This window comes from Cyclobacteriaceae bacterium (assembly GCA_030584025.1).
Lineage (GTDB): Bacteria > Bacteroidota > Bacteroidia > Cytophagales > Cyclobacteriaceae > UBA2336.
On record CP129487.1, the window covers coordinates 3036028 to 3055465 of the forward strand.

General features: G+C 42.6%; 20 protein-coding genes and 1 tRNA gene. 14 read left to right on the top strand and 7 right to left on the bottom strand.

The features are described 5' to 3' along the window. Window positions 1-6: 6 nt before the first annotated feature. Window positions 7-909 carry a helix-hairpin-helix domain-containing protein gene (locus tag QY309_13690; protein WKZ58914.1) on the bottom strand — a complete coding sequence of 301 codons (903 nt, stop codon included), beginning with the start codon at window positions 907-909 and terminating at the stop codon, window positions 7-9. A gap of 110 nt (window positions 910-1019) precedes the next feature. Between QY309_13690 and QY309_13695 the strand changes: the two genes are divergently transcribed. From QY309_13695 to QY309_13710, 4 genes are all read left to right on the top strand, one after another. After that, window positions 1020-1511 (top strand): sigma-70 family RNA polymerase sigma factor, encoded by a 492-nt coding sequence (locus QY309_13695; GenBank protein WKZ58915.1) that lies wholly within the window; start codon window positions 1020-1022, stop codon window positions 1509-1511. 2 nt (window positions 1512-1513) lie between these two features. Beyond that, entirely contained in the window at window positions 1514-2125 is a 612-nt protein-coding gene (locus QY309_13700; protein ID WKZ58916.1) for a hypothetical protein, read from the top strand. A gap of 150 nt (window positions 2126-2275) precedes the next feature. After that, entirely contained in the window at window positions 2276-3169 is an 894-nt protein-coding gene (locus QY309_13705; protein WKZ58917.1) for a LytTR family DNA-binding domain-containing protein, read from the top strand. Window positions 3170-3325: 156 nt separating this feature from the next. Then, window positions 3326-3742, top strand: coding sequence for a hypothetical protein (locus QY309_13710; GenBank protein ID WKZ58918.1), 417 nt, complete (start codon window positions 3326-3328; stop codon window positions 3740-3742). Here the strand turns inward: QY309_13710 and QY309_13715 are convergent. From QY309_13715 to QY309_13730, 4 genes are read right to left on the bottom strand one after another with little or no spacing between them, the layout of a single operon-like run. Continuing rightward, entirely contained in the window at window positions 3729-4418 is a 690-nt protein-coding gene (locus QY309_13715) for an N-formylglutamate amidohydrolase (GenBank protein WKZ58919.1), read from the bottom strand. The two genes, QY309_13710 and QY309_13715, sit on opposite strands and share 14 nt — an antisense overlap. A 2-nt stretch (window positions 4419-4420) precedes the next feature. Continuing rightward, complete coding sequence (locus tag QY309_13720; protein ID WKZ58920.1) at window positions 4421-5662, bottom strand: glutamate-cysteine ligase family protein; 1242 nt, start codon at window positions 5660-5662, stop codon at window positions 4421-4423. Then, the gene (locus QY309_13725) at window positions 5663-7108 is read right to left on the bottom strand and encodes a RimK family protein (GenBank protein ID WKZ58921.1); all 1446 of its coding nucleotides are present in this window, start codon (window positions 7106-7108) and stop codon (window positions 5663-5665) included. 5 nt (window positions 7109-7113) lie between these two features. Continuing rightward, complete coding sequence (locus QY309_13730) at window positions 7114-7839, bottom strand: C39 family peptidase (protein WKZ58922.1); 726 nt, start codon at window positions 7837-7839, stop codon at window positions 7114-7116. A 93-nt stretch (window positions 7840-7932) separates the two neighbouring features. On the opposite strand from QY309_13730, the gene QY309_13735 reads away from it, so the two are divergent. Beyond that, on the top strand, window positions 7933-8694 hold the full coding sequence (locus tag QY309_13735) for a S1/P1 nuclease (GenBank protein ID WKZ58923.1): 762 nt from the start codon (window positions 7933-7935) through the stop codon (window positions 8692-8694). Between the two features lie 51 nt (window positions 8695-8745). Further along, window positions 8746-8817, top strand: a tRNA-Arg gene (locus tag QY309_13740). A 19-nt stretch (window positions 8818-8836) separates the two neighbouring features. Here QY309_13740 and QY309_13745 read toward each other — a convergent pair. Together QY309_13745 and hflX are read right to left on the bottom strand one after the other, a co-directional pair. Continuing rightward, on the bottom strand, window positions 8837-9193 hold the full coding sequence (locus QY309_13745) for a hypothetical protein (protein WKZ58924.1): 357 nt from the start codon (window positions 9191-9193) through the stop codon (window positions 8837-8839). Between the two features lie 83 nt (window positions 9194-9276). Further along, on the bottom strand, window positions 9277-10476 hold the full coding sequence (hflX, locus tag QY309_13750) for a GTPase HflX (GenBank protein WKZ58925.1): 1200 nt from the start codon (window positions 10474-10476) through the stop codon (window positions 9277-9279). Window positions 10477-10611: 135 nt separating this feature from the next. Here hflX and QY309_13755 point away from each other — a divergent pair, with 135 nt between their 5' ends. The 8 genes from QY309_13755 (at window position 10612) to QY309_13790 (ending at window position 19436) form a co-directional block, all read left to right on the top strand. Next, window positions 10612-11715 carry a glycosyltransferase family 4 protein gene (locus tag QY309_13755; protein ID WKZ58926.1) on the top strand — a complete coding sequence of 368 codons (1104 nt, stop codon included), beginning with the start codon at window positions 10612-10614 and terminating at the stop codon, window positions 11713-11715. Window positions 11716-11721: 6 nt separating this feature from the next. After that, window positions 11722-12276 carry a dTDP-4-dehydrorhamnose 3,5-epimerase gene (gene rfbC / locus QY309_13760; GenBank protein ID WKZ58927.1) on the top strand — a complete coding sequence of 185 codons (555 nt, stop codon included), beginning with the start codon at window positions 11722-11724 and terminating at the stop codon, window positions 12274-12276. Between the two features lie 12 nt (window positions 12277-12288). Continuing rightward, window positions 12289-13047 (top strand): polysaccharide biosynthesis/export family protein, encoded by a 759-nt coding sequence (locus QY309_13765; GenBank protein ID WKZ58928.1) that lies wholly within the window; start codon window positions 12289-12291, stop codon window positions 13045-13047. A gap of 9 nt (window positions 13048-13056) precedes the next feature. Then, a complete protein-coding gene (locus QY309_13770) occupies window positions 13057-15387 on the top strand; it encodes a polysaccharide biosynthesis tyrosine autokinase (protein WKZ58929.1) in 2331 nt (776 codons plus the stop codon). Beyond that, window positions 15380-16108: a capsular biosynthesis protein gene (locus QY309_13775; GenBank protein WKZ58930.1), complete on the top strand. Its 729-nt coding sequence runs from the start codon at window positions 15380-15382 to the stop codon at window positions 16106-16108. Before QY309_13770 ends, QY309_13775 begins: the two co-directional genes overlap by 8 nt. Continuing rightward, a complete protein-coding gene (locus QY309_13780; GenBank protein ID WKZ58931.1) occupies window positions 16109-17092 on the top strand; it encodes an NAD-dependent epimerase/dehydratase family protein in 984 nt (327 codons plus the stop codon). Between the two features lie 57 nt (window positions 17093-17149). Then, window positions 17150-18559 carry a tetratricopeptide repeat protein gene (locus QY309_13785; protein WKZ58932.1) on the top strand — a complete coding sequence of 470 codons (1410 nt, stop codon included), beginning with the start codon at window positions 17150-17152 and terminating at the stop codon, window positions 18557-18559. A 73-nt stretch (window positions 18560-18632) separates the two neighbouring features. Next, complete coding sequence (locus tag QY309_13790) at window positions 18633-19436, top strand: phosphosulfolactate synthase (protein WKZ58933.1); 804 nt, start codon at window positions 18633-18635, stop codon at window positions 19434-19436. The last annotated feature ends 2 nt before the right edge of the window (window positions 19437-19438 follow it).

Below are 19438 nucleotides of genomic sequence, written 5' to 3' on the forward strand. Positions count from 1 at the left end.
ACCGTGTTAGTCAAAAGTGAGATAAGGTTTTAATCGTTCAAGTTGCTTTTCATCGATCAACAGAATTTTCCGAAGATCATCAATAGAGGTATAGCGACCATGTTGAAATCGATAAGTGACAATGGCTGTAGCCATTCGCTTCGATATATACGGATGAGCTGCCAATTGAACTTCTGTTGCTGTATTCATATTCAGTGAACGAACCTGAAAATCGGGCTGAATAAATGAAGCACTATCTAACCGCAAAACAACTGCTGAGTCAAGCCCATAGATTTCATGCAATTGCTGTTTACTGATAAAACCACCCATCGATTCCCGAAAATTTACTATACGTGCTGAAAGTTTTGAGCCAATTCCGTAAACCGATTTTAACAAAGTGGTGTCTGCACGATTCAGATCAAACCGAACAGCATTGCGATTCGTGGTTGTACGTTTTTCCTCATCTGCTGGATTCGCTTCTGCTTTGGCATATTCCTCTGGAAGGCTGATGTATGGCACCAACATCTCGTAAAAAGATGAATCCATTCCATAAAGCTTAAGCAAATCATGCTTTAACCTGAACCGTCCACCTTTACTTCTGTAATTTACAAGGCGATTAGCCAATCCCGATGAAAACCCCATCGCCAAAAGTTCATCTTTGGACACGGTGTTCGGATCAAATGTGAACAACCTTACAGGCACCTCCTCCTCTTCAGGCCGTTGGTTAACTTCTTTAGTTTGCCATTGCCTGGCCAGGCTGTCTAATAAAACTCGATCCTGCGAAAAATCGTGTGGCTTGCGACTTTGCCACCATCGGTAAACGGGTGCGGAGAAAATAAACAGGGTTAACAACGGGAGTAAAATGATGAACCCATTTGTTTGCGCACGCGAAAACCCAAAAAAATTCCTGATCCAGCGGGTAAGGTCCATTTTACAAACTATGCATTTAACGACCTAATTACAAAAAGCTTATATCAGCTTTTTGGCATTGTTTTCTGTAATTATCAACTTTAGGGTTCGACTTACTCAAAACACGAACGTTGGCTGGCGAACAAGAACGGTATTTTGTAAACCTGGTAAACGAACATCAGGGGCTGATCCACAAGGTTTGTAACCTGTATGAATCGGACAGGGATGCACGCAATGACCTTTTTCAGGAAATCGTACTTCAGCTTTGGAAGTCGTTCCACACCTTTAGAGGCGATGCCAAAATTACCACCTGGATGTACCGGATTGCGTTGAACACCGCCATATCCGGATTGCGCAAGCAAAAACGTGGCTTACAAACTGAGGACCTTAACGAAAGACATTTTAACCTCTCCGAAACTTCAACAGATGATCACGAAGAGAATCTGCAGAAGTTGCAATGGAGTATTCGCCAGTTATCAGAAATAGAGCGGGCAATTATCATGATGGCGTTAGACGAAGTACCCTATGATGAAATTGCCGAAACAATTGGCATTACGCAAAACAATGTACGGGTGCGCATGAACCGCATCCGGGAAAAACTTCGGAAACTTATGAACCCATAAGCATGGAAGAACTGGATGATTTAAAATCGATTTGGAAACAGCAGGCAGGCTTTGAAGTCAAGAACGAGGGTGAACTGTTGCAGATGTTGGGGAAGAGCAGCAACACAATCATCAGCAAACTCAAACGAAGTGTGTGGTTCGAACTCATCTTCACCGTAGCGTGTATTCTTGTGCTCGGCATGTATACCACTACCATTCCACATGGTGCGTTAATGTGGACTATCCTCTCGCTGCTGGTTCTACTCATTTCCTACACGCTTTATTATGTAAAGAAAATCATGTTGCTCAATCAATATGATTCATCTTCCGATAACCTGAAAGCCAACCTCAGGCACTTGTTGGAGCGCCTGGATGCTTACATGAAATTCTACAAACGGAGTTATACGATACTTTACCCGGTATTTTTTGTATTGGGTCTTTTGTTTGGCGCACTTGAATCAGGTTTCGATCGGTTCATACATAAATTTGAGAATCCGCTTTACACAGCATCGTTTATAATTCTATCAATCATTTTCATGGTAGGCGTGTACACCATTACCAACTGGTACCTGAAAAAATTGTACGGCAATCACATTGAAAAGCTGAGATCGATACTGGATGACCTGAAGGATTGACAATCAGTTAATTCCATTCGCCACAACCCGCAACAGTTTACCCCAAATCCCATATTTCAGATTTATTTTAAGAATAATTGCCTGATTCTGCTTCGTATTCACCGTGTGGCTTCGAACTTTGATGAAGAAATCTCGTTTTGAATACTGTTCATGAACTGGTCTGAAAAACTAAATGCGCCCTTTCCCTTTTACCTGAATGACGACCGCAAGAATGTGGTCTTGATTACAGTTATTACCGCGTTTGTAATCGCTTTCATGTATTTTTTCAAACTGCCGAATGATCTCTCGTTAACACTTGGACAACATTTTCTTTTTGGCGGGATAACGTTTGTTTGTCTGATTATCAATATCGTGTGGTTGCCACGGATTTTTCCTAACCTTTATGACACGGAAAACTGGAACCTGAAGAAATACATTTTGTTGAACATCTGGCACCTGGTGCTGATTGGCATTGGCAGTTCATTATTAGATATTTTCTACATCTGCCCGGAAAAGACTGTGATTGAAAATATCATTGAAGCCAACAGCCGGGTGGTGGTGAAGGGAATTATTCCGATAGCCTTAACGACTTTGTTTTTACGCAATACCATGCTTCAGCAAAACCTGAGGAGCGCATTGCAGGCCAACAAGGAACTTCAAAAAATTCAATCGCTCAAGCGGGAACCTGCCATAAAAAACAACAATACCGTAACCCTCTATTCCGATACAAGCGAAACGCTTTCTCTTAACCTGCCCGATTTATTGTATGTGCAGGCTGATGACAATTACTCTACAGTAGTGTGGCAAAATGGGGATGGAATCCAGAAAAAACTGTTGCGCGCCAACTTAAAAAGCATTGAAAGCCAGATGGATAATGTGTTTACCATGCGTTGCCATCGCTCCTACCTGGTCAATATCAATGCCATCAGCCTGGTTTCCGGAAATGCCAATGGTTACAAGTTGAAAATTCTGGATACGGATATTCTTATTCCGGTTTCACGCCAGAAGAGTAAAGAAGTAATGGAAAAGATCAGTCAGTGGCGAAATGTAATGGAACTATCATAGCAAAAGTTTTCTCCATTTACCCCAATCGCTTTTCATCTACCCCAACAAATAGCCGTTCGCTACAAAGCGATTGCCTTTAACCCCATCTACCAAACCTTGCTGGCCTATTTACCTTCCTTTAGCGTTTAGTTACAGACAACCAAAACACTTACGCTTATGAAAATCGCATACCTGTTTACCGCATTACTGTTGGCGACTGCTGTTTCAACATCATCCGCTCAACAAGTTGCCCCCCGAACTGAGTTTGTTGTAAAGCCCAGCAAAAGTAACCTGGAATTAAAGCCCGGAACTTCTACAGAATTTTCCGTAGAAATTCTGCGTTCGAAGGCTTATACCAGCATGAACGCCAAACTTGGCTTCTCTTCACAACTACCTGATGGGATGACCGTAACCTTTGATCCTGCTGAAGGCAAGATTACCTCTAGCACGGTTACGCTTACCGCTGCCCCAATAGTTAAACCGGGCCAATACCAGCTAATTTTAAATGGTACATTAAACAATAAGGTAAAGGGAACTATTCTGAAAGTTACGGTGCAGGATTCAGCCTCGAACGAAGTGGTTAAAGTGAATTAACCGTTTGCTTGATTCCATCTAACAAAGACTGCTTGATGGAAGAAAAGAGCGCTGTTCCCACAAACTTCTGATTGATCTCAATTTCAATTCCCAGGTATTTATGATCTGGGAATTTTTTTCTTAAGGTGGTTGTAAGTCCATCATCAGTACCTCTATAAGGCTCATTGAATTCAATTCGCTGGTTAGGCAGTTCCTCTTCAAGCTTACTTCTAAGAATAGAACAGATTTGTTGTTCTGATTCCCGAGCGGGATCAAACAGCAATCCAATATCAACGTTACGCTCTTCGTTGTTTAAAACAGGAGTAAAGGAATGGATTGAAAGATGAATAACTGCATCATTGGTTTTCAGGATAGCCTCCTCAATTGATTTCCGGTACGGGAAATAATAGTTATCAATCAGGTTTGTTTGCTCAACCTCCGAAAGCCGATTACTGAACTCGGAAAACAATTGTGGATTATCCAATGATCGGTTCATCTCAATAAGCAAACGGGTTACCAGCATAGAAAAAATGGAGGTCTGCAATCGATCCGCCAGAAATTGAGCAACATCCAAAGCACCCGGATCCCAACCGCGATGTGAAACCAGCACATCTTTAGCATCAGAAAACAATGATGCGTATGCATCTGGAACTTCATTTCCGGCATGCTCACAACTGATCAATAAAACGTACTTCAAGTTTAAGGGAGAAAAAGTTTGTTCTGCTCCAGGCAATCCGAAAGTTTACGATACACCTCACGTATATTTTCTGGTGTCATGTTCTTATCCAGTGCTTTAACAATTCGAGATGAGAGCGAGCCTTCATTCAGCACTATGCTAAGTTCCGGTTTCCATTTATCGAGCACAGTATTTCCCCGATGAATCAACGAATCAAAAATATGTTTCCATAGGGCACCTGCAGAAATAGACTCCTGCACTCCGAAGATTTTCAAATAGTCCAGGTCTTTAATAACCGCGTGTTCTGCCCGTTCAATACCCAACTCAAAAATCTGCACCAGTACATCCGTCTTACATTTCATTTGCGATTCATGGTCAATGAATTTTTCATACACGAATGCGCGCAACGTTTCAATCACCAGTTCAAGAATGGCAATGTCTGCAGCCGGGCACTCCTGCACATCCATTAACCTGATTTCAATAGACCCACGATCAAACCGAGGTATTGCACCCCGCGAATTCACCCAAATTGGATTTAATACATTTCCAGAATCGTATGGCGCAATGTCTGCTTTTATTTTTTCGTAGATGGTGTTGAGGTAATTGCGCTTAGAGAAAATAGCCTCTGGAATTACGCGCCCGGTAATGGATGGAATCTTAGCCTGGTTATTTTTATAATACTTCAGGCGCGTGTTCAATGATCCGGTTTGCTTTCCCTCCACGATAGGCGAAGTGGCGCACAGCGCAGGAAGGATCGGTAAAACCAACCGCACGGCTGCGTGTAAGCGGGCAAACTCTTCATCATCGTAAAATGGCAGATTTAGGTGTGTGCTCTGCACATTAGACCAGCCATGGCCGCGGCAATCGAAAATTTTGTTGTACACCTCGTACACCTCATTGCTTTCGTGCGGCCACAGCTTTGTTTCTTTCAACGGATCCATAAACGGATGCATGCCCGTTGGCATAAGCCTGGCGTTCCAACCGGTAAGAATCGCATTGATGCGTTTGATGTTATCGGCAAATGCATGCTCCAACACCGTAAGGTTGCTCTCCGGGTTGGTGGATTTCAATTCAAGCACATGCACGACCAGCTCATTCGACCACGTAACAATACCGTTCTCAAAATCGCTACCATATACGCCCAACTCGTGTTTCAACAACTCATCGGCTATGGGTTTAATAGCTAAGGTATCCTTATCTACAATCATGTATTCCAGTTCTACACCAAAACCCTGGAAAAGATGTATGCGTGGCGGTTGCGTCATTTAACGGTCGACTTTGATCTTATTTAAAAATACTTCCATTATGGTAGAATACAATTTATCCTTCAGGATTTTGTCTTCTATGCTGGCATCAATGTTTGGGTTGTCGTTGATTTCGATTACATAAAACTTTCCATCCACTTCTTTCATATCCACGCCATACAAACTATCACCAATTAAGCTGGTGGCTTTAAGCGCAGTTCGAATCAATCCGGCAGGAGCCTGATCGACCGAGATTGATTCCACTGAACCTTCACGCGAGCTCTCCTGCGCATTCCAGTTTACAATCTGCCAGTGCTCGGTAGCCATAAAATATTTGCATACATATAAAGGCTTGCCATCCAACACGCCTACCCGCCAATCAAAAGGTGTTGGCAAATATTCTTGCGCAATAATCAGATCCGAATCCTTGAACATCATACTGGTTACTTCCTTGTACTCGGTAGCCGAACTGATTTTATGGACCCCTTTACTGAATGCGCCATCGGGTTGCTTGAGGATAAAAGGATAAGAAAGCTTTTCAGGAAGTTTCTTAACGTTTTCCTTGCTCAGCACAAATGATTTGGGTGTGAGTATTTTATTAGCATTGAGTAACTCGAACAAGTAGACTTTGTTGGTGCACTTCAAAATCGATTCAGGATCATCAATTACCGTCAACCCCAACGACTGCGCTTTTTTTGCAAACCGGAACGTGTGGTGGTTAACAAAAGTCGTTTCGCGTATAAACAGTGCATCAAACTGAACGAGTTTGTCTAAATCGTTTTTGGTAATCAATTCGGCATACAACCCAACCTGGTCGGCAGCTTTAATAAAACGTTGAATCGCCTTTTCATCGGATGGTGGATTCGGTTCTTTTGGATTGACCAGAATGGCCAGATCGTATTTCTTCTTATCCGGTCGGTATTCCCGCTTTCGCTGAAGGTATTGCTCCAACCCGCGTTGAAGCAAAACTCTATCGGCTTCCGGAACTTCACCAATACTTAGCGGCTTAATGCTTTGCAGTATCCACTTGTTGCGCTTACCAAAAACAGCCCGAAGACTTGGCGCCTGAATGTATTGAAAGAGTTGCTTCGCCAGTTTATTCAGCGACTCAACCTGCGTAATACCAAAGTAAATGTTAAACTCAACCCGATCACCCGTTTCATTTTTAAAAGATTGCTGAATCAGGTTATCAAAATCCTGCGAGTCTTCACGCAAAATAGAAGGAAACCGGAAATCCTGAATGGTGGTAACACCGGGCAACACCTTGTGATGACGCGCTTCGGCCAGAAGCGAAACATAATATCCGTAACTCTGATATTGATACGACTTACACAGGTTAAGCACCTTCAAACCTTTTGTTTGTTGATAGTGCTCGCCTGCAATGTAATTTCCTGGAGTAATCACCTCCACATCATCCAGCCGGAATTGCCAACTCTCAGGATTTTCAACAACAATTAACTTCGGCATAAAAGTTATCGGTTCTTTTTTGGTGGTTCTATAATCAGCAGGTTTGCATCGTACGTTACGATGCCCAGTAAAATACTGTTGATCAATCGGGAGAAACTCACATGGTAAACCTGTTGGCCCTTGCTTAATGGATTGGGTGTCATGGGATCAGCCAGGTATGCAATATTTTTTTCCTCATCATAGCCGCTTATTACTACAAAATGTCCGGCCGGTTCGCCTTTTATCGGATCGTAAATATTGAATTGAGGCACTTCTCGTGGGCTTCCGTATAAATAGGTAGCACTCAATCCGGTAAGCACGGGTATCGATCGCTTCAAATAACTTTTTATAAGCTTATCATCCAACTCGTGGTATTTTATTTCTCCACCCGACTCAAGAAACTTTATATACGCTTTTGAAGCAATCTGAAGCTTCCTCCGTTTGTGTTTAAACTCCATCTGCTCCTGAAGAAATTTAACAATCCTTTTGGATGGATGCTTAAACCAGGATGGATCAAAAACATTCAGGTTATAGGAATAAATGCACGCTTTGTAGCCACGCTTCAACGCGTGATTCGCCAGCATAACAGCCAACGTGCCCCCATTTTTCAACTGCTTTACTTCGCGAACAACCTCTTTCAGTGAGATATCATCACCGTAATAATTGTACAATGCCTGCAGGCAGGTAGGGCCGCAGGTTACTTCATCGGGCTGGGCTTTTATGTCAAAACCCAGAATAAGGTCTTTACGCATAGGATATTACTCACAAACATAAATTTAAAATAAAGCGATCATAAATCAGCTTTGGTTGTTTTTAAAGATATTTGCCCTTCAAAATTTTTAGCCATGAGCCGACTGATTTTTACTGCTTTATTCTGTACTGTTTCAATTTTATCGTGGGGATGGGGCGCTACCGGTCACCGGGCAACCGGGTATATTGCCAATAAGTACCTGAACAAGAAAGCCAGAAAAGCCATTGAGCGTATTTTAAACGGGCAGTCGCTGGCGATGGCCAGTACATGGATGGATGAAATCCGGTCGGACTCAACCTATGATTACACCGCAGATTGGCATTGGGTAACCATTCCGGATGGCATGACCTACGAACAGGCTGAGAAAAATCCAAAAGGTGACATCATTGAAAGCATCGAACGGATTGTAGCTGAACTGAAATCAAAAAAACTGAGTCCCCAGCAAGAAGCAGAACGGCTGAAATGGCTAATTCATTTGATCGGAGATATTCACCAGCCCCTTCATGTTGGCCGTGGCGATGATCGCGGAGGCAATAACATTAAAATCATGTGGTTCCGTGCAGATAGCAACCTGCACCGTGTATGGGATAGTGATATGATTGACGATACAAAACTTAGTTATACGGAATTGGCGGAATCTCTTGGTAATCCTTCTCAACAACAGGTTCAAAGCTGGCAACAGGCTACCGTTCGCGATTGGGCTTACGAAAGCATGAGTTACCGCAAGCAGGTTTACGATTACGGCAACGCCCGATTGGGTTATCAATATTCATACAAGTACCTAGGTACAGCCAAGGAACGATTACTGCAAGCAGGCATTCGGTTGGCAGGAGTGTTGAATGAGATATACGGATAATCTTTAACTTTGCCAGCAACTTTTCAGTTACCTGCGGCTGAAAAACAATTTGGTCCCATAGTTCAATGGATAGAATAGAAGTTTCCTAAACTTTTGATCCAGGTTCGACTCCTGGTGGGACTACATATGCTGCTTTACTCGGCTATTTTTTCAGTATAATGATATTGGTAATCGTGCCAAGTATAAAAAACAAAATATAAAGCTCAGGAACCACTACTATTGTGGCCGCTAAAACCAAAAAAGCTTGCAAAAGTTTTGGCCAAATATCCAAGAGCTTACCCTTAAACCTTTCATCTTTTTCAAGGAAAAGATCATATACTATGTAAAATATAACGGTAAACAAACCTATTGAAAGGCTAATTGGCCAAAATCTCAGAATATCGTTACCTGAAAGCCCAATCGCAATTCTTATAAAATAGGCCAAAGGCATTGCCAACATCACAGCAATAGGAGAAAGGATCAAGAAATCAGTGATAATATTTTTTGGAGAATTCTGCACTTTTAAGTGAGTTGATCAAAAGACGCCTGAATCGCTCTGCTGATTATACTTCCTAAGTCATTTGAAGTCAGTACATAAAGCCCCTACACCTGCTCGGTTCTAAAGGGCGCAAACTCATACCCATCTTTCAAAAAATTAGGGAAAATTTTCAGGTGTTCTTTTTTCACTTCTTCAAACAACAGCTTTTTCAACTCCAGCATATTCTCACCCATCTCAGCCGAAACAAAAATTACCTGCGCAAAGCCGTGTTCGTTGTAGTAGCGTTTCATTGAGTCGAGATCAAGCGGCTCATCGGTTTGTTTCGCTTTCAGCAAATCAACTTTATTCAAAACCAGCACAACCGGTATATGCGATGCCCCGATATCGGCCAACGTATTGCTTACCACTTCAATGTGGTTGTCATGATACGGATGCGAAACATCAACCACGTGCAACAAAATATTGGCTTCACGAACCTCGTCCAACGTAGACTTGAACGATTCAATCAGGTGATGAGGAAGTTTGCGGATAAATCCTACCGTATCGGAAAGCAAAAAGGGAATGTTGCCAAATGTGATTTTTCGAACGGTGGCATCAACGGTGGCGAATAATTTATTCTCGGCCAAAACACCCGAGCCGGAAAGCACATTCATCAACGTAGACTTACCTGCATTGGTGTATCCAACCAACGCTACACGAACTATATTGCTTCTGGATTTACGCTGGGTTTGACGCTGGCGGTCAATTTTTTCAAGTTCATCCTTGAGCAAGGTGATCCTATACCGGATGTTTCTTCTGTCGGTTTCAATTTCCCGTTCACCGGCACCACCCCGTGTCCCCGTTCCACCCCGCTGGCGTTCAAGGTGCGTCCACAATCGGGTTAGGCGGGGTAACAGGTATTGGTTACGGGCAAGCTCAACCTGTGTGCGGGCCTGGGCGGTTTGAGCCCGTTTCAAAAAGATATCCAGAATCAACAAACTTCGGTCGTAGATTTTAACGCCCTGTTCGCGGTCTTTGGGATTGAGTTCTTTCTCCAGATTCCGGAGTTGAGAGGGGGAAAGGTCATCATCAAAAACTACGGTTGTAATATTATTTTCAAATACATGCAATTTCAGCTCCTCAACTTTGCCTTTGCCAATAAACGTGCGTGAATCAGGCGCTTTTAAATTTTGCACCATTCTTTTCTCAGCTATGATTCCGGCTGTTTCTGCCAAAAAAGCCAGTTCATCAAGATGCTCCGTGGTGAGCTCGGGTTGGCGGGCATCGCCAATGGCCACTAAAACCGCTGTTTGTTTATTACCCATGAACGTGCAAAGTTAGTATGATTAATATCATTTTCGCGCTCGGTTACTTTTGCATACTTTTGTCGATTAAAAATCCGGTTTAAACGAGGGAAATGACAATTAACCCTCAATTAACGGTAGGCTTTAATCAGATTCATGAAAGTTGCAATTGTCCTAAATACGTCCTGGAATATTTACAATTTCAGGCTTAACCTGATCCACTCACTTCAGGAACAGGGACACGAAATCTTTACCATCGCCCCGACAGATGGGTATACTCCACTTTTGGAAGCACACGGCTGCAAACACCATCACTTAAAAATGGACAGTCGTGGCGCAAATCCGCTAAAAGACGCAGCCCTTATATTTGAGTTGTATTCCATCTACCGGAAAATAAAACCGGATGTTATTCTACACTACACCATTAAGCCAAACGTTTACGGAACATTGGCCGCAGCCTTACTGCGAATACCAGTGGTGAACAATGTTTGCGGACTGGGTACGGTGTTCCTTAAAAAGGGCCCACTCGCAGTGGTGGCTAAATTTCTTTACCGCATGAGCTTTCGCTTTGCACGAAAAGTGTTCTTCCAAAATCCGGACGACTTAAAACTCTTTCTGGATAAGAACCTCGTTAAAAAGCAGGCTGTGGATCTGATTCCCGGGTCAGGAATTGACCTGAAACATTTTACTCCGGTGAACTATCAACGCAACCCGAAGTTCACATTTCTCCTAATCTCGCGATTGATTACCGATAAAGGGATTCTTGAATATGTTGATGCCGTGAAAAAGCTAAAAGCTGAAGGCATAGCGGCAAGGTTTCAAGTGCTTGGCGCGATGGATCCCGAGCATAAGCGGGGAATTAGCAAAGCGTTGATTCAATCCTGGATAGATTCCGGTACCATTGAATATCTCGGCACCACGGATGATGTGCGTCACTTCATTCAACAAGCTGATTGCGTGGTGTTGCCATCTTATCGCGAAGGAACACCTCGTACGCTGCTTGAGGCTGCCAGCTCTTCAAAGCCGATTATCGCTACAGATGTGCCTGGCTGTAACCAGGTTGTAGAGCACGAGGTAAACGGATTGCTTTGTAAATTAAAAGATGCTGATGATCTTGCCCGTCAAATGCGTACGCTGGCAGGCATGGACGATAAGACCCTTCAGACTTTTGGCTCAAATGGCCGGAAAAAAATGGAGGCTGAATTTGATGAAAGCATCGTGATCAACAAATACCTGCAAGCCATACACGCGGTGAAGTAAAATTTCATGCAGGTAATTCAAACAGGTATTCAAGGTTTGGTAGAAATCGTTCCACAGGTTTATGAAGATAACCGCGGATGGTTTTTGGAATTCTATAAAGAAGAGTCCTTTCATCCACAAGGAATTACCGATCGGTTTACTCAGGAAAACCTATCCTTTTCTAGAAAAGGTGTTATTCGTGGAATGCATTTTCAATATCCTCCGCATGAACAAGCAAAACTGGTTTCTGTGCTTAAAGGAAGAGTGCTGGATGTTGTGATTGATCTTCGAAAAGGCTCAAAAACATTTGGCCAAACACATAGCTGCCTGCTCGACAGTGAAAAGCACAACCTGTTAATGGTTCCTGAGGGCTTCGCACATGGCTTTGCAGCATTGGAGGATTCCATATTTCTATACAAAGCTTCCAACGCCTATAACCGTGACGCTGAGGGCGGTATTGTTTGGAACGATCCGCAACTGAATATTCAATGGCCTTTCCCTGATCCGATTCTTTCCGAAAAAGACAGGAACCTCCCAACACTCGAAGAGTTGTTAAGAAAATCATTAATTTCACGGGATTAAACTCGTAAAACATTGAAGTATTTTCTCCGTATTGGTAATCCACTCGTACTGGTGGTGCTTTTGCTGTCGTCCTGCGGATCGTACAAGCAAAACATTATGTTTAAGGTTGCCGATCCGGAACAAGCCTCACAACTTTCTCAGGAAGCTGAGCGAAACTATGTCATTCAAAAAAATGATTTTTTAAAACTTCGCGTATATACCAGCAACGGTGAGCTCATTATTGACCCGGATCTGAAGCTTCTGAAAGAAATACCCCCTCAGGTCGCCAACACACGCCCTGATCCCGATTACCTGGTGGACATCAATGGCGTGGCAAAACTACCCATGGTGGGCGAATTAAAATTAGAAGGACTGACCATCCGGCAGGCAGAGGCTATTCTTCAGAAAGAGTATGCTAAATACTACACCAACCCCTTTGTTATTTTGCAATACGCGAACAAACGCGTTATTGTATTGGGGGCCACGGGCGGCCAGGTTATTCCCCTGCTAAATGAAAACACACCGCTCGTAGAAGTTCTGGCATTGGCAACCGGACTGAACAACGACTCCAAAGCCCATAATATTCGTGTGATACGTGGTGATCAGGTGATTCTTGCTGACCTAAGTACGTTTGAAGGATATAAAAAATCGAATATGATCATGCAGCCAGGGGATATTGTTTACGTTGAACCTATTCGCAGGCCAGCCAGTGAAGCCTTGCGTGACTATGGACCGCTGGTAAGCATTATCACGAGCCTCACCACACTGGTTGTCGTTTTAACCAACAGATAAGCATTCAACTTGGCAGACCCACAACATATCTCCCGATCTTCTGAAGGCATTGAAGGCATAGACTTCAACAAACTTCGGGTTACGTTTACCCAACATTGGGGGTGGGTAATTCTAATACTATTACTCACCAACCTTGGTGCCTACCTGGTTGTCCGTTATACCAAAGATCTCTATCAATCAGAATCAGAAATAAAACTGGACATTAAGCAAGACGCCACTGAGCTTGGCTTTCGTGAATTTTTGCCGGAACGTCAGCAAGTCAATGTAATTGCGGGTGAAATTGAAACCATTCAATCGAAACTTTTTTTGAGCAAGGTCATCGATTCGCTAAACCTGCATGTAAGCTATTTCAGTATTGGTAAATTTCTAAATACCGAGTTATACACGTCATCGCCCTTCAAGGTTAACTATGTAATCGAAAATAGTGCATTCTACAATCAGCCAATTGCAATTGAGCCTTTACCTAATAATCAGTATGAACTACGATTTAACGGACCCGCAAAAGAAGTTACCGGGACCTTTGGTGAACCATTGAAGCTGGAAGGACTAACGTTAACCATTCATAAACAACCTGGCAATAGCTTCTTTGCCGAGAACACTTACTCCTTTGTGATCAACAGCAAAGATGCCTTACTCAATTACATTTCAAATAATCTTTTAGTTGAACCGATCAAGTTTGAAGCCAACACCATTCGTGTTTCATTCAAAGATAGTAACCCGGGTAAAGCGCGCGATCTGGTGAATGGCATTGACTCACTCTACCTTGGTTTTAGTCATGAACAGAAAAACCTGGCGAATAAACAAAAAATCGATTGGCTATCAAACGAATTACGAAACATTGAAAAACAAATGGAGGAGTATGAAACATACTTCGAAAATTTTACACTGGTCAATAAAACCAGCAACCTCGATAACGATTTAAAGCGAACCATTGAACAAATCAACAAAATTGACTCGCAACGATTTGAAGTAAGTAAACGCCTGATTGAATTGAATCAGATAATGGACAAGCTGAATAGTACCGAACTTTTTATAACGGTAACGCAACGACCGCTTTTTCCGGAATACCTGAATAATAATTTAGAAAAGCTGCAGGAACTGTATCTGGAGATGGATAATATGAAATTATCCTACAACGAAAACACTTTTGCGTTCAAGCAAAAGCAGAATGAAATTGAAACCTTGCGCGGCAAGACCTATGAGCAGCTAACTGAACTTAAATCCAGCTGGTTAAAAAGACAGCAGGAATTAAATCAAGCCAAAGCCCGACTGGAAAATGAGTTTGCCAGCATGCCCGATAAAAACACCCAGTTCACAAAAAAACAACGCTTCTATAAACTTTACGAAGAGTTTTACCTGACCCTGATCCAAAGCAAATCGGAATTTGAAATCGCACAAGCTGGAAGCACACCAGATTTCAAAATACTTTCTACAGCAAATTTTCCTGACAAGCCCATCTCGCCAAACAAACCCATGATCTTCGGCATTGGTGTAGTTGCCGGATTGGTGTTGAGTATATTTTTCATTGGTATTCTGTACCTCGCAAACAATAAAATCAACAGCCTGTATGAGGTCGAGAAACTTGCAGTTCCTTTATTGGGCGCCATTCCCTCACTGCGCAACATTACCGAAAACGGACTCTACGTATTGGATCAACCCAAATCGATGGTAAGTGAAGCCATGCGCACCCTCCGCACTAACCTGGATTTCTTCAATATTAATTCAACAAAGAAAATCATTGCCATCTCTTCAACCGTATCGGGGGAAGGCAAATCATTTGTAGCCCTGAATTTGGGCGGTGTAATGGTATTGTCGAAAAAGAAAGTATTGCTTGTTGATCTGGATATGCGTAAACCCAAAAGTATTCCATACTTCAATAGTGGAAACTCCGGGAAAGGCGTGAGCACTGTATTGATTAGAAAAAATACCTGGGAAGAATGCATCGTTAATTCATCACTCGAAGGATTTGACTTTCTGCCGTCTGGCCCGCACCCGCCTAACCCGTCAGAATTGCTACTGAATGGCGAGTTTTCAGAACTGCTCAATGATCTGAAAAAGCATTACGACTACATCATACTGGATACACCACCTGTAGGTATTGTTACCGATGGCATAATGGCCATGAAACATGCGGATATTTCATTGTATATTTTCAGAGCGAATTACTCTAAACGTAGTTTCATTGACACCCTGAATCGCATTATTCGCATCAATAAGTTTGATAACATCACCACCATTCTGAATGCACTTCCTTCAACTTCCGAAACTGCATACGGTTACGGATATTACGAAGACAAGAAAAAAAGTTTAATAGGCTCAATTATAAACCGAAGTGCTTAACTGGTTCAGGAAAAAGAACGTTGTAAGTGAAAACCCCATCCGGACAGACATTCACTCGCATTTACTTCCGGGTTTAGATGATGGGGTTCAGTCGTTCGAAGATGCCGAGGAAATTATTTTGCGCTTTATAAAGGCCGGTTACAAAAAATTGATCACCACTCCGCACATCATGAGTGATGCCTACCGAAATACTCCGGAAGGAATTCGTGCCCGACTTGCTGAACTTAAAGAATACTTAAAATCAAAAAATATTGGGATAGAAATTGAAGCTGCTGCCGAATACTATTTAGACGAGGTGTTTATTAAACATGTTGAAACCGATCAGGAGCTGCTCACATTTGGTAAACGCTTGCTGCTGTTTGAAACAAATTTCATGACCGAGCCGCTTCAATTGAAGGAGTTCATTTTTATGGCCACCACAAAAGGATATCAACTGGTGTTGGCACACCCTGAGCGTTATATATTCCTGCAGAACGATCTGGCAAAAGCCGAAGACCTCATTAACCGTGGCGTTTATTTTCAGATTAACACATCGTCATTAACCGGGTATTATTCACGGGAGGCTCAACGAACTGCCTATAAATTAATCGACAAGGGATGGGTACACTTTGTAGGTAGCGATTGCCATTCACTTCAACATATTCAACTGTTAGAAGAAGCCCAGACAAGCCGGTACTACCAAAAAGCATTAACTTTGCCTTTGTTGAATAACAGCCTTTAGATGATTGCAGTTACTGGCGCAAATGGTTTATTGGGCAGCTTTGTGATAAGAAAACTTCACGAAGCCAACATTCAGGTTATTGCCATTAAGCGATCGAACAGTGACACGTCCATGCTCGCAGATCTGAATTCGCTCAACTGGCGCACGGCTGATATTCTGGATCCGATAGCGTTACAAGAAGCCTTTCAAGGCGCCACCGGTGTTATCCATTGTGCAGCTATGGTTTCATTCAATCCGCGCGATGAAAAGAAACTCATGCAGGTAAACGTTGAAGGAACAAAAAATGTAGTTGATGCGTGTCTTGTTTCCGGAATTGATCGCTTGCTGCACGTAAGTTCAGTTGCTGCATTAGGGCGACAGAAAAATCAAACCGTGATTTCAGAAACGAATACATGGATTGATTCTCCCTACAACACCACGTACGGATTATCAAAATATAAAGCTGAGTTGGAAGTATTTCGCGGACAGGAAGAAGGGCTCAAAACCATTATCATTAATCCTTCTGTAATTCTTGCACATGGAAATTGGGATCGTAGCAGTGCGCAACTTTTTAAATATGTGTGGCGCCAGCGTCCCTTCTATTCAGAAGGATCATTTAATTACGTGGATGTGCGTGATGTGGCTCACCAGATACACCAACTGTTCTTTTCTGATCTGGAAGGAGAGCGATTCATCTCAAATGCAGGATCAATTACCATTAAGGATTTCTTTCAAAAGCTGGCAGTTCTTTTCAACAAGAAAGCGCCCGCCATTAAAGTTTCGAAACCTGTATTGAAAGCTTTAGCATTAGCTGAATTGTGGCGCTCATACCTTACCGGTTCAACGCCATTGATAACCCGTGAAACAGCCCGTGGGGCCGAAACACACTTCTCTTATTCGAACACTAAAATCAAAAATGCCCTTTCATGCGAGTTTCAAACGATTGACGAGACCCTGGGGTGGTGCGCTGAATTTTATAGAAAACAAATGGAATTAAAAAATTAAAATTGGTCGTAGTTTTGAGCTGATTTTTTGTCTACCTTAGGAAAACCCATTAAGCACATGGCGAAAGAATTCCGCAAACGAGAGGACGAGGGTAATGAGTTGATCAAGCGTTTCGAGGATCACCTGAAAAAGAGAAAATCAGATTTTTTTGATCTTGATGCCTACGAAGAGATAATTGATTTCTACATGCTGAGGGGTAAACACAATAAAGCTCTTCAGGCAGTTAATCACGCCATCAATCAATATCCGTACTCCATTGAACTGATCGTTATCAAGGCTCAGATTCTTTCGCACCTGGAAGAATATCCGGCAGCGTTGGAACTGCTGGAACAAGCTGAAAATCTTCAGCCAAACGATTCAGAAATTTTATTTACCAAAGGTTCAATTTTTTCAGTTCAGGGAAAATATCAGGAAGCTATTGATTGCTACGAACGCGTGCTCAACCTCACCGAAGATAAAGACGAAGTATTCTATAACATCGGTTTAGCCTGGCAAAACCTTGAACAATACAGCAAGGCCATTGATGCGTACAAAAATGCAATTGAGAATAACCTCAATCACGAAGGTGCATTGTACGAACTTGCGTACTGCCTGGATGTAACCGGTCAATTAGAGAGCAGCGTTTCTTACTACAAAAAATTCATTGACGAAGATCCGTACTCAGCAGCCGCATGGTACAACCTCGGTATTGTGTACAACAAGTTGGGTCAATTTGAAGAAGCTTTAAATGCGTACGATTATGCCGTAACGGTTGATGATACGTTTGCCTCCGCCTACTTTAACATGGGCAATACGTACATGAATCTGACTGAATACACAAAAGCGTTGGATTCATTCAAAAAAACAATCGACATAGAAGGCCCAAGTGCAGAAGTGTATTGTTCGATTGGTGCTGCCTATGAAAGCCTGGAGCAATATGATTTAGGATTGAAGTATTATCAAAAAGCCACCAAGCTCGACAACATGTATGACGAGGCCTGGTTTGGCGCTGGAGTTTGCCTGGAGAAGCAGGAGAAGTGGTACCAGGCACTTCACTTTTACAATAAGGCACTGAAGCTTCATGTTGAAAATCCAGAGTATTGGAAAGCCATTGCCCATGCTGAGTTCAAGGTTGGCAACATTGTATCTAGTTTGGATGCCTACGAAGAAGCCAGTAAACTTGATCCACAGGATAAAGAAATCTGGTTAAACTGGTCATTTATTTACTATGAGCAAGGCGACTACGATAAGGCTGTAGAGGTTTTGGCACATGGCTTTGATGAAATTGCTGCCGATCCCGAATTGTTTTACCGCATGACCGTTTACCTGATAGAGGCCGGCCGGTTTAAAGAAGCCTTTAATTATTTGGAAAATGCACTAATTTTGGACTTTGATGCACATGCTTCTTTGTACGAATTCTTCCCCCAACTCGAAACACAGAAGGCATTGTTCAAAATTATAGAGCAGTTTAGAAAAGAAAACACCTAACCGAATCATTAATTATAATCTATTCCATTTCCTCAATGGACTTTTTTAATCCATTAACTCAATTGTACTTTAAATGAATTACGATCTGAAGAATTTGCCTGAACGAACTAAAAAACCCAGGCAATACGGTTTTACTATGGCCATGGACAAAGGCCTAAGTGTACGCGAAGCAGAAGATTTTGTAGAAATATGCTCCGACCACGTGGATATTGTAAAGTTGGGCTGGGCCACTTCGTATGTAACACCTAACCTGAAAGACAAACTTAAGGTGTACAAAGATGCGGGCATACCCACTTACTTTGGTGGAACCCTTTTCGAAGCCTTCATCATCCGCGATCAATTTGATGATTACCGCAAAGTGCTTGATAAATATGACATGTCGTTTGCGGAAGTTAGTGATGGGTCAATTGATTTAGACCACGACAAGAAATGTGATTACATCAGCAAACTTTCTGAACAGGTAACGGTACTGTCGGAAGTAGGTTCAAAAGATGCCGACAAAATCATTCCCCCGTACATGTGGATTGACCTGATGCAAAAAGAACTGGATGCCGGTGCATGGAAAGTAATTGGTGAAGCACGCGAAAGTGGTAACGTAGGTCTGTTCCGCTCAACCGGTGAAGTACGTTCCGGTTTGGTGCAGGAAATCCTGACAAAGATTCCATTTGAAAAAATTATCTGGGAAGCACCTCAAAAAGCACAGCAGGTATGGTTTATTAAATTATTAGGCGCCAATGTTAACCTCGGCAACATTGCTCCCAATGAAGTAATCCCATTAGAAACGATCCGCCTCGGCTTGCGTGGCGACACGTTCCTGCACTTTCTGGGCATTGAACGCAAGGTTGATAAAAGCACTCCGCCATTCCACGTTGATTGATC

Coding starts and splice junctions, on each gene's coding strand:
- QY309_13690 (WKZ58914.1), bottom strand. CDS start 909: ATGGACCTTACCCGCTGGATCAGGAATTTTTTTGGGTTTTCGCGTGCG.
- QY309_13700 (WKZ58916.1), top strand. CDS start 1,514: ATGGAAGAACTGGATGATTTAAAATCGATTTGGAAACAGCAGGCAGGC.
- QY309_13705 (WKZ58917.1), top strand. CDS start 2,276: ATGAACTGGTCTGAAAAACTAAATGCGCCCTTTCCCTTTTACCTGAAT.
- QY309_13710 (WKZ58918.1), top strand. CDS start 3,326: ATGAAAATCGCATACCTGTTTACCGCATTACTGTTGGCGACTGCTGTT.
- QY309_13720 (WKZ58920.1), bottom strand. CDS start 5,662: ATGACGCAACCGCCACGCATACATCTTTTCCAGGGTTTTGGTGTAGAA.
- QY309_13725 (WKZ58921.1), bottom strand. CDS start 7,108: ATGCCGAAGTTAATTGTTGTTGAAAATCCTGAGAGTTGGCAATTCCGG.
- QY309_13730 (WKZ58922.1), bottom strand. CDS start 7,839: ATGCGTAAAGACCTTATTCTGGGTTTTGACATAAAAGCCCAGCCCGAT.
- QY309_13735 (WKZ58923.1), top strand. CDS start 7,933: ATGAGCCGACTGATTTTTACTGCTTTATTCTGTACTGTTTCAATTTTA.
- hflX (WKZ58925.1), bottom strand. CDS start 10,476: ATGGGTAATAAACAAACAGCGGTTTTAGTGGCCATTGGCGATGCCCGC.
- QY309_13755 (WKZ58926.1), top strand. CDS start 10,612: ATGAAAGTTGCAATTGTCCTAAATACGTCCTGGAATATTTACAATTTC.
- rfbC (WKZ58927.1), top strand. CDS start 11,722: ATGCAGGTAATTCAAACAGGTATTCAAGGTTTGGTAGAAATCGTTCCA.
- QY309_13780 (WKZ58931.1), top strand. CDS start 16,109: ATGATTGCAGTTACTGGCGCAAATGGTTTATTGGGCAGCTTTGTGATA.
- QY309_13785 (WKZ58932.1), top strand. CDS start 17,150: ATGGCGAAAGAATTCCGCAAACGAGAGGACGAGGGTAATGAGTTGATC.
- QY309_13790 (WKZ58933.1), top strand. CDS start 18,633: ATGAATTACGATCTGAAGAATTTGCCTGAACGAACTAAAAAACCCAGG.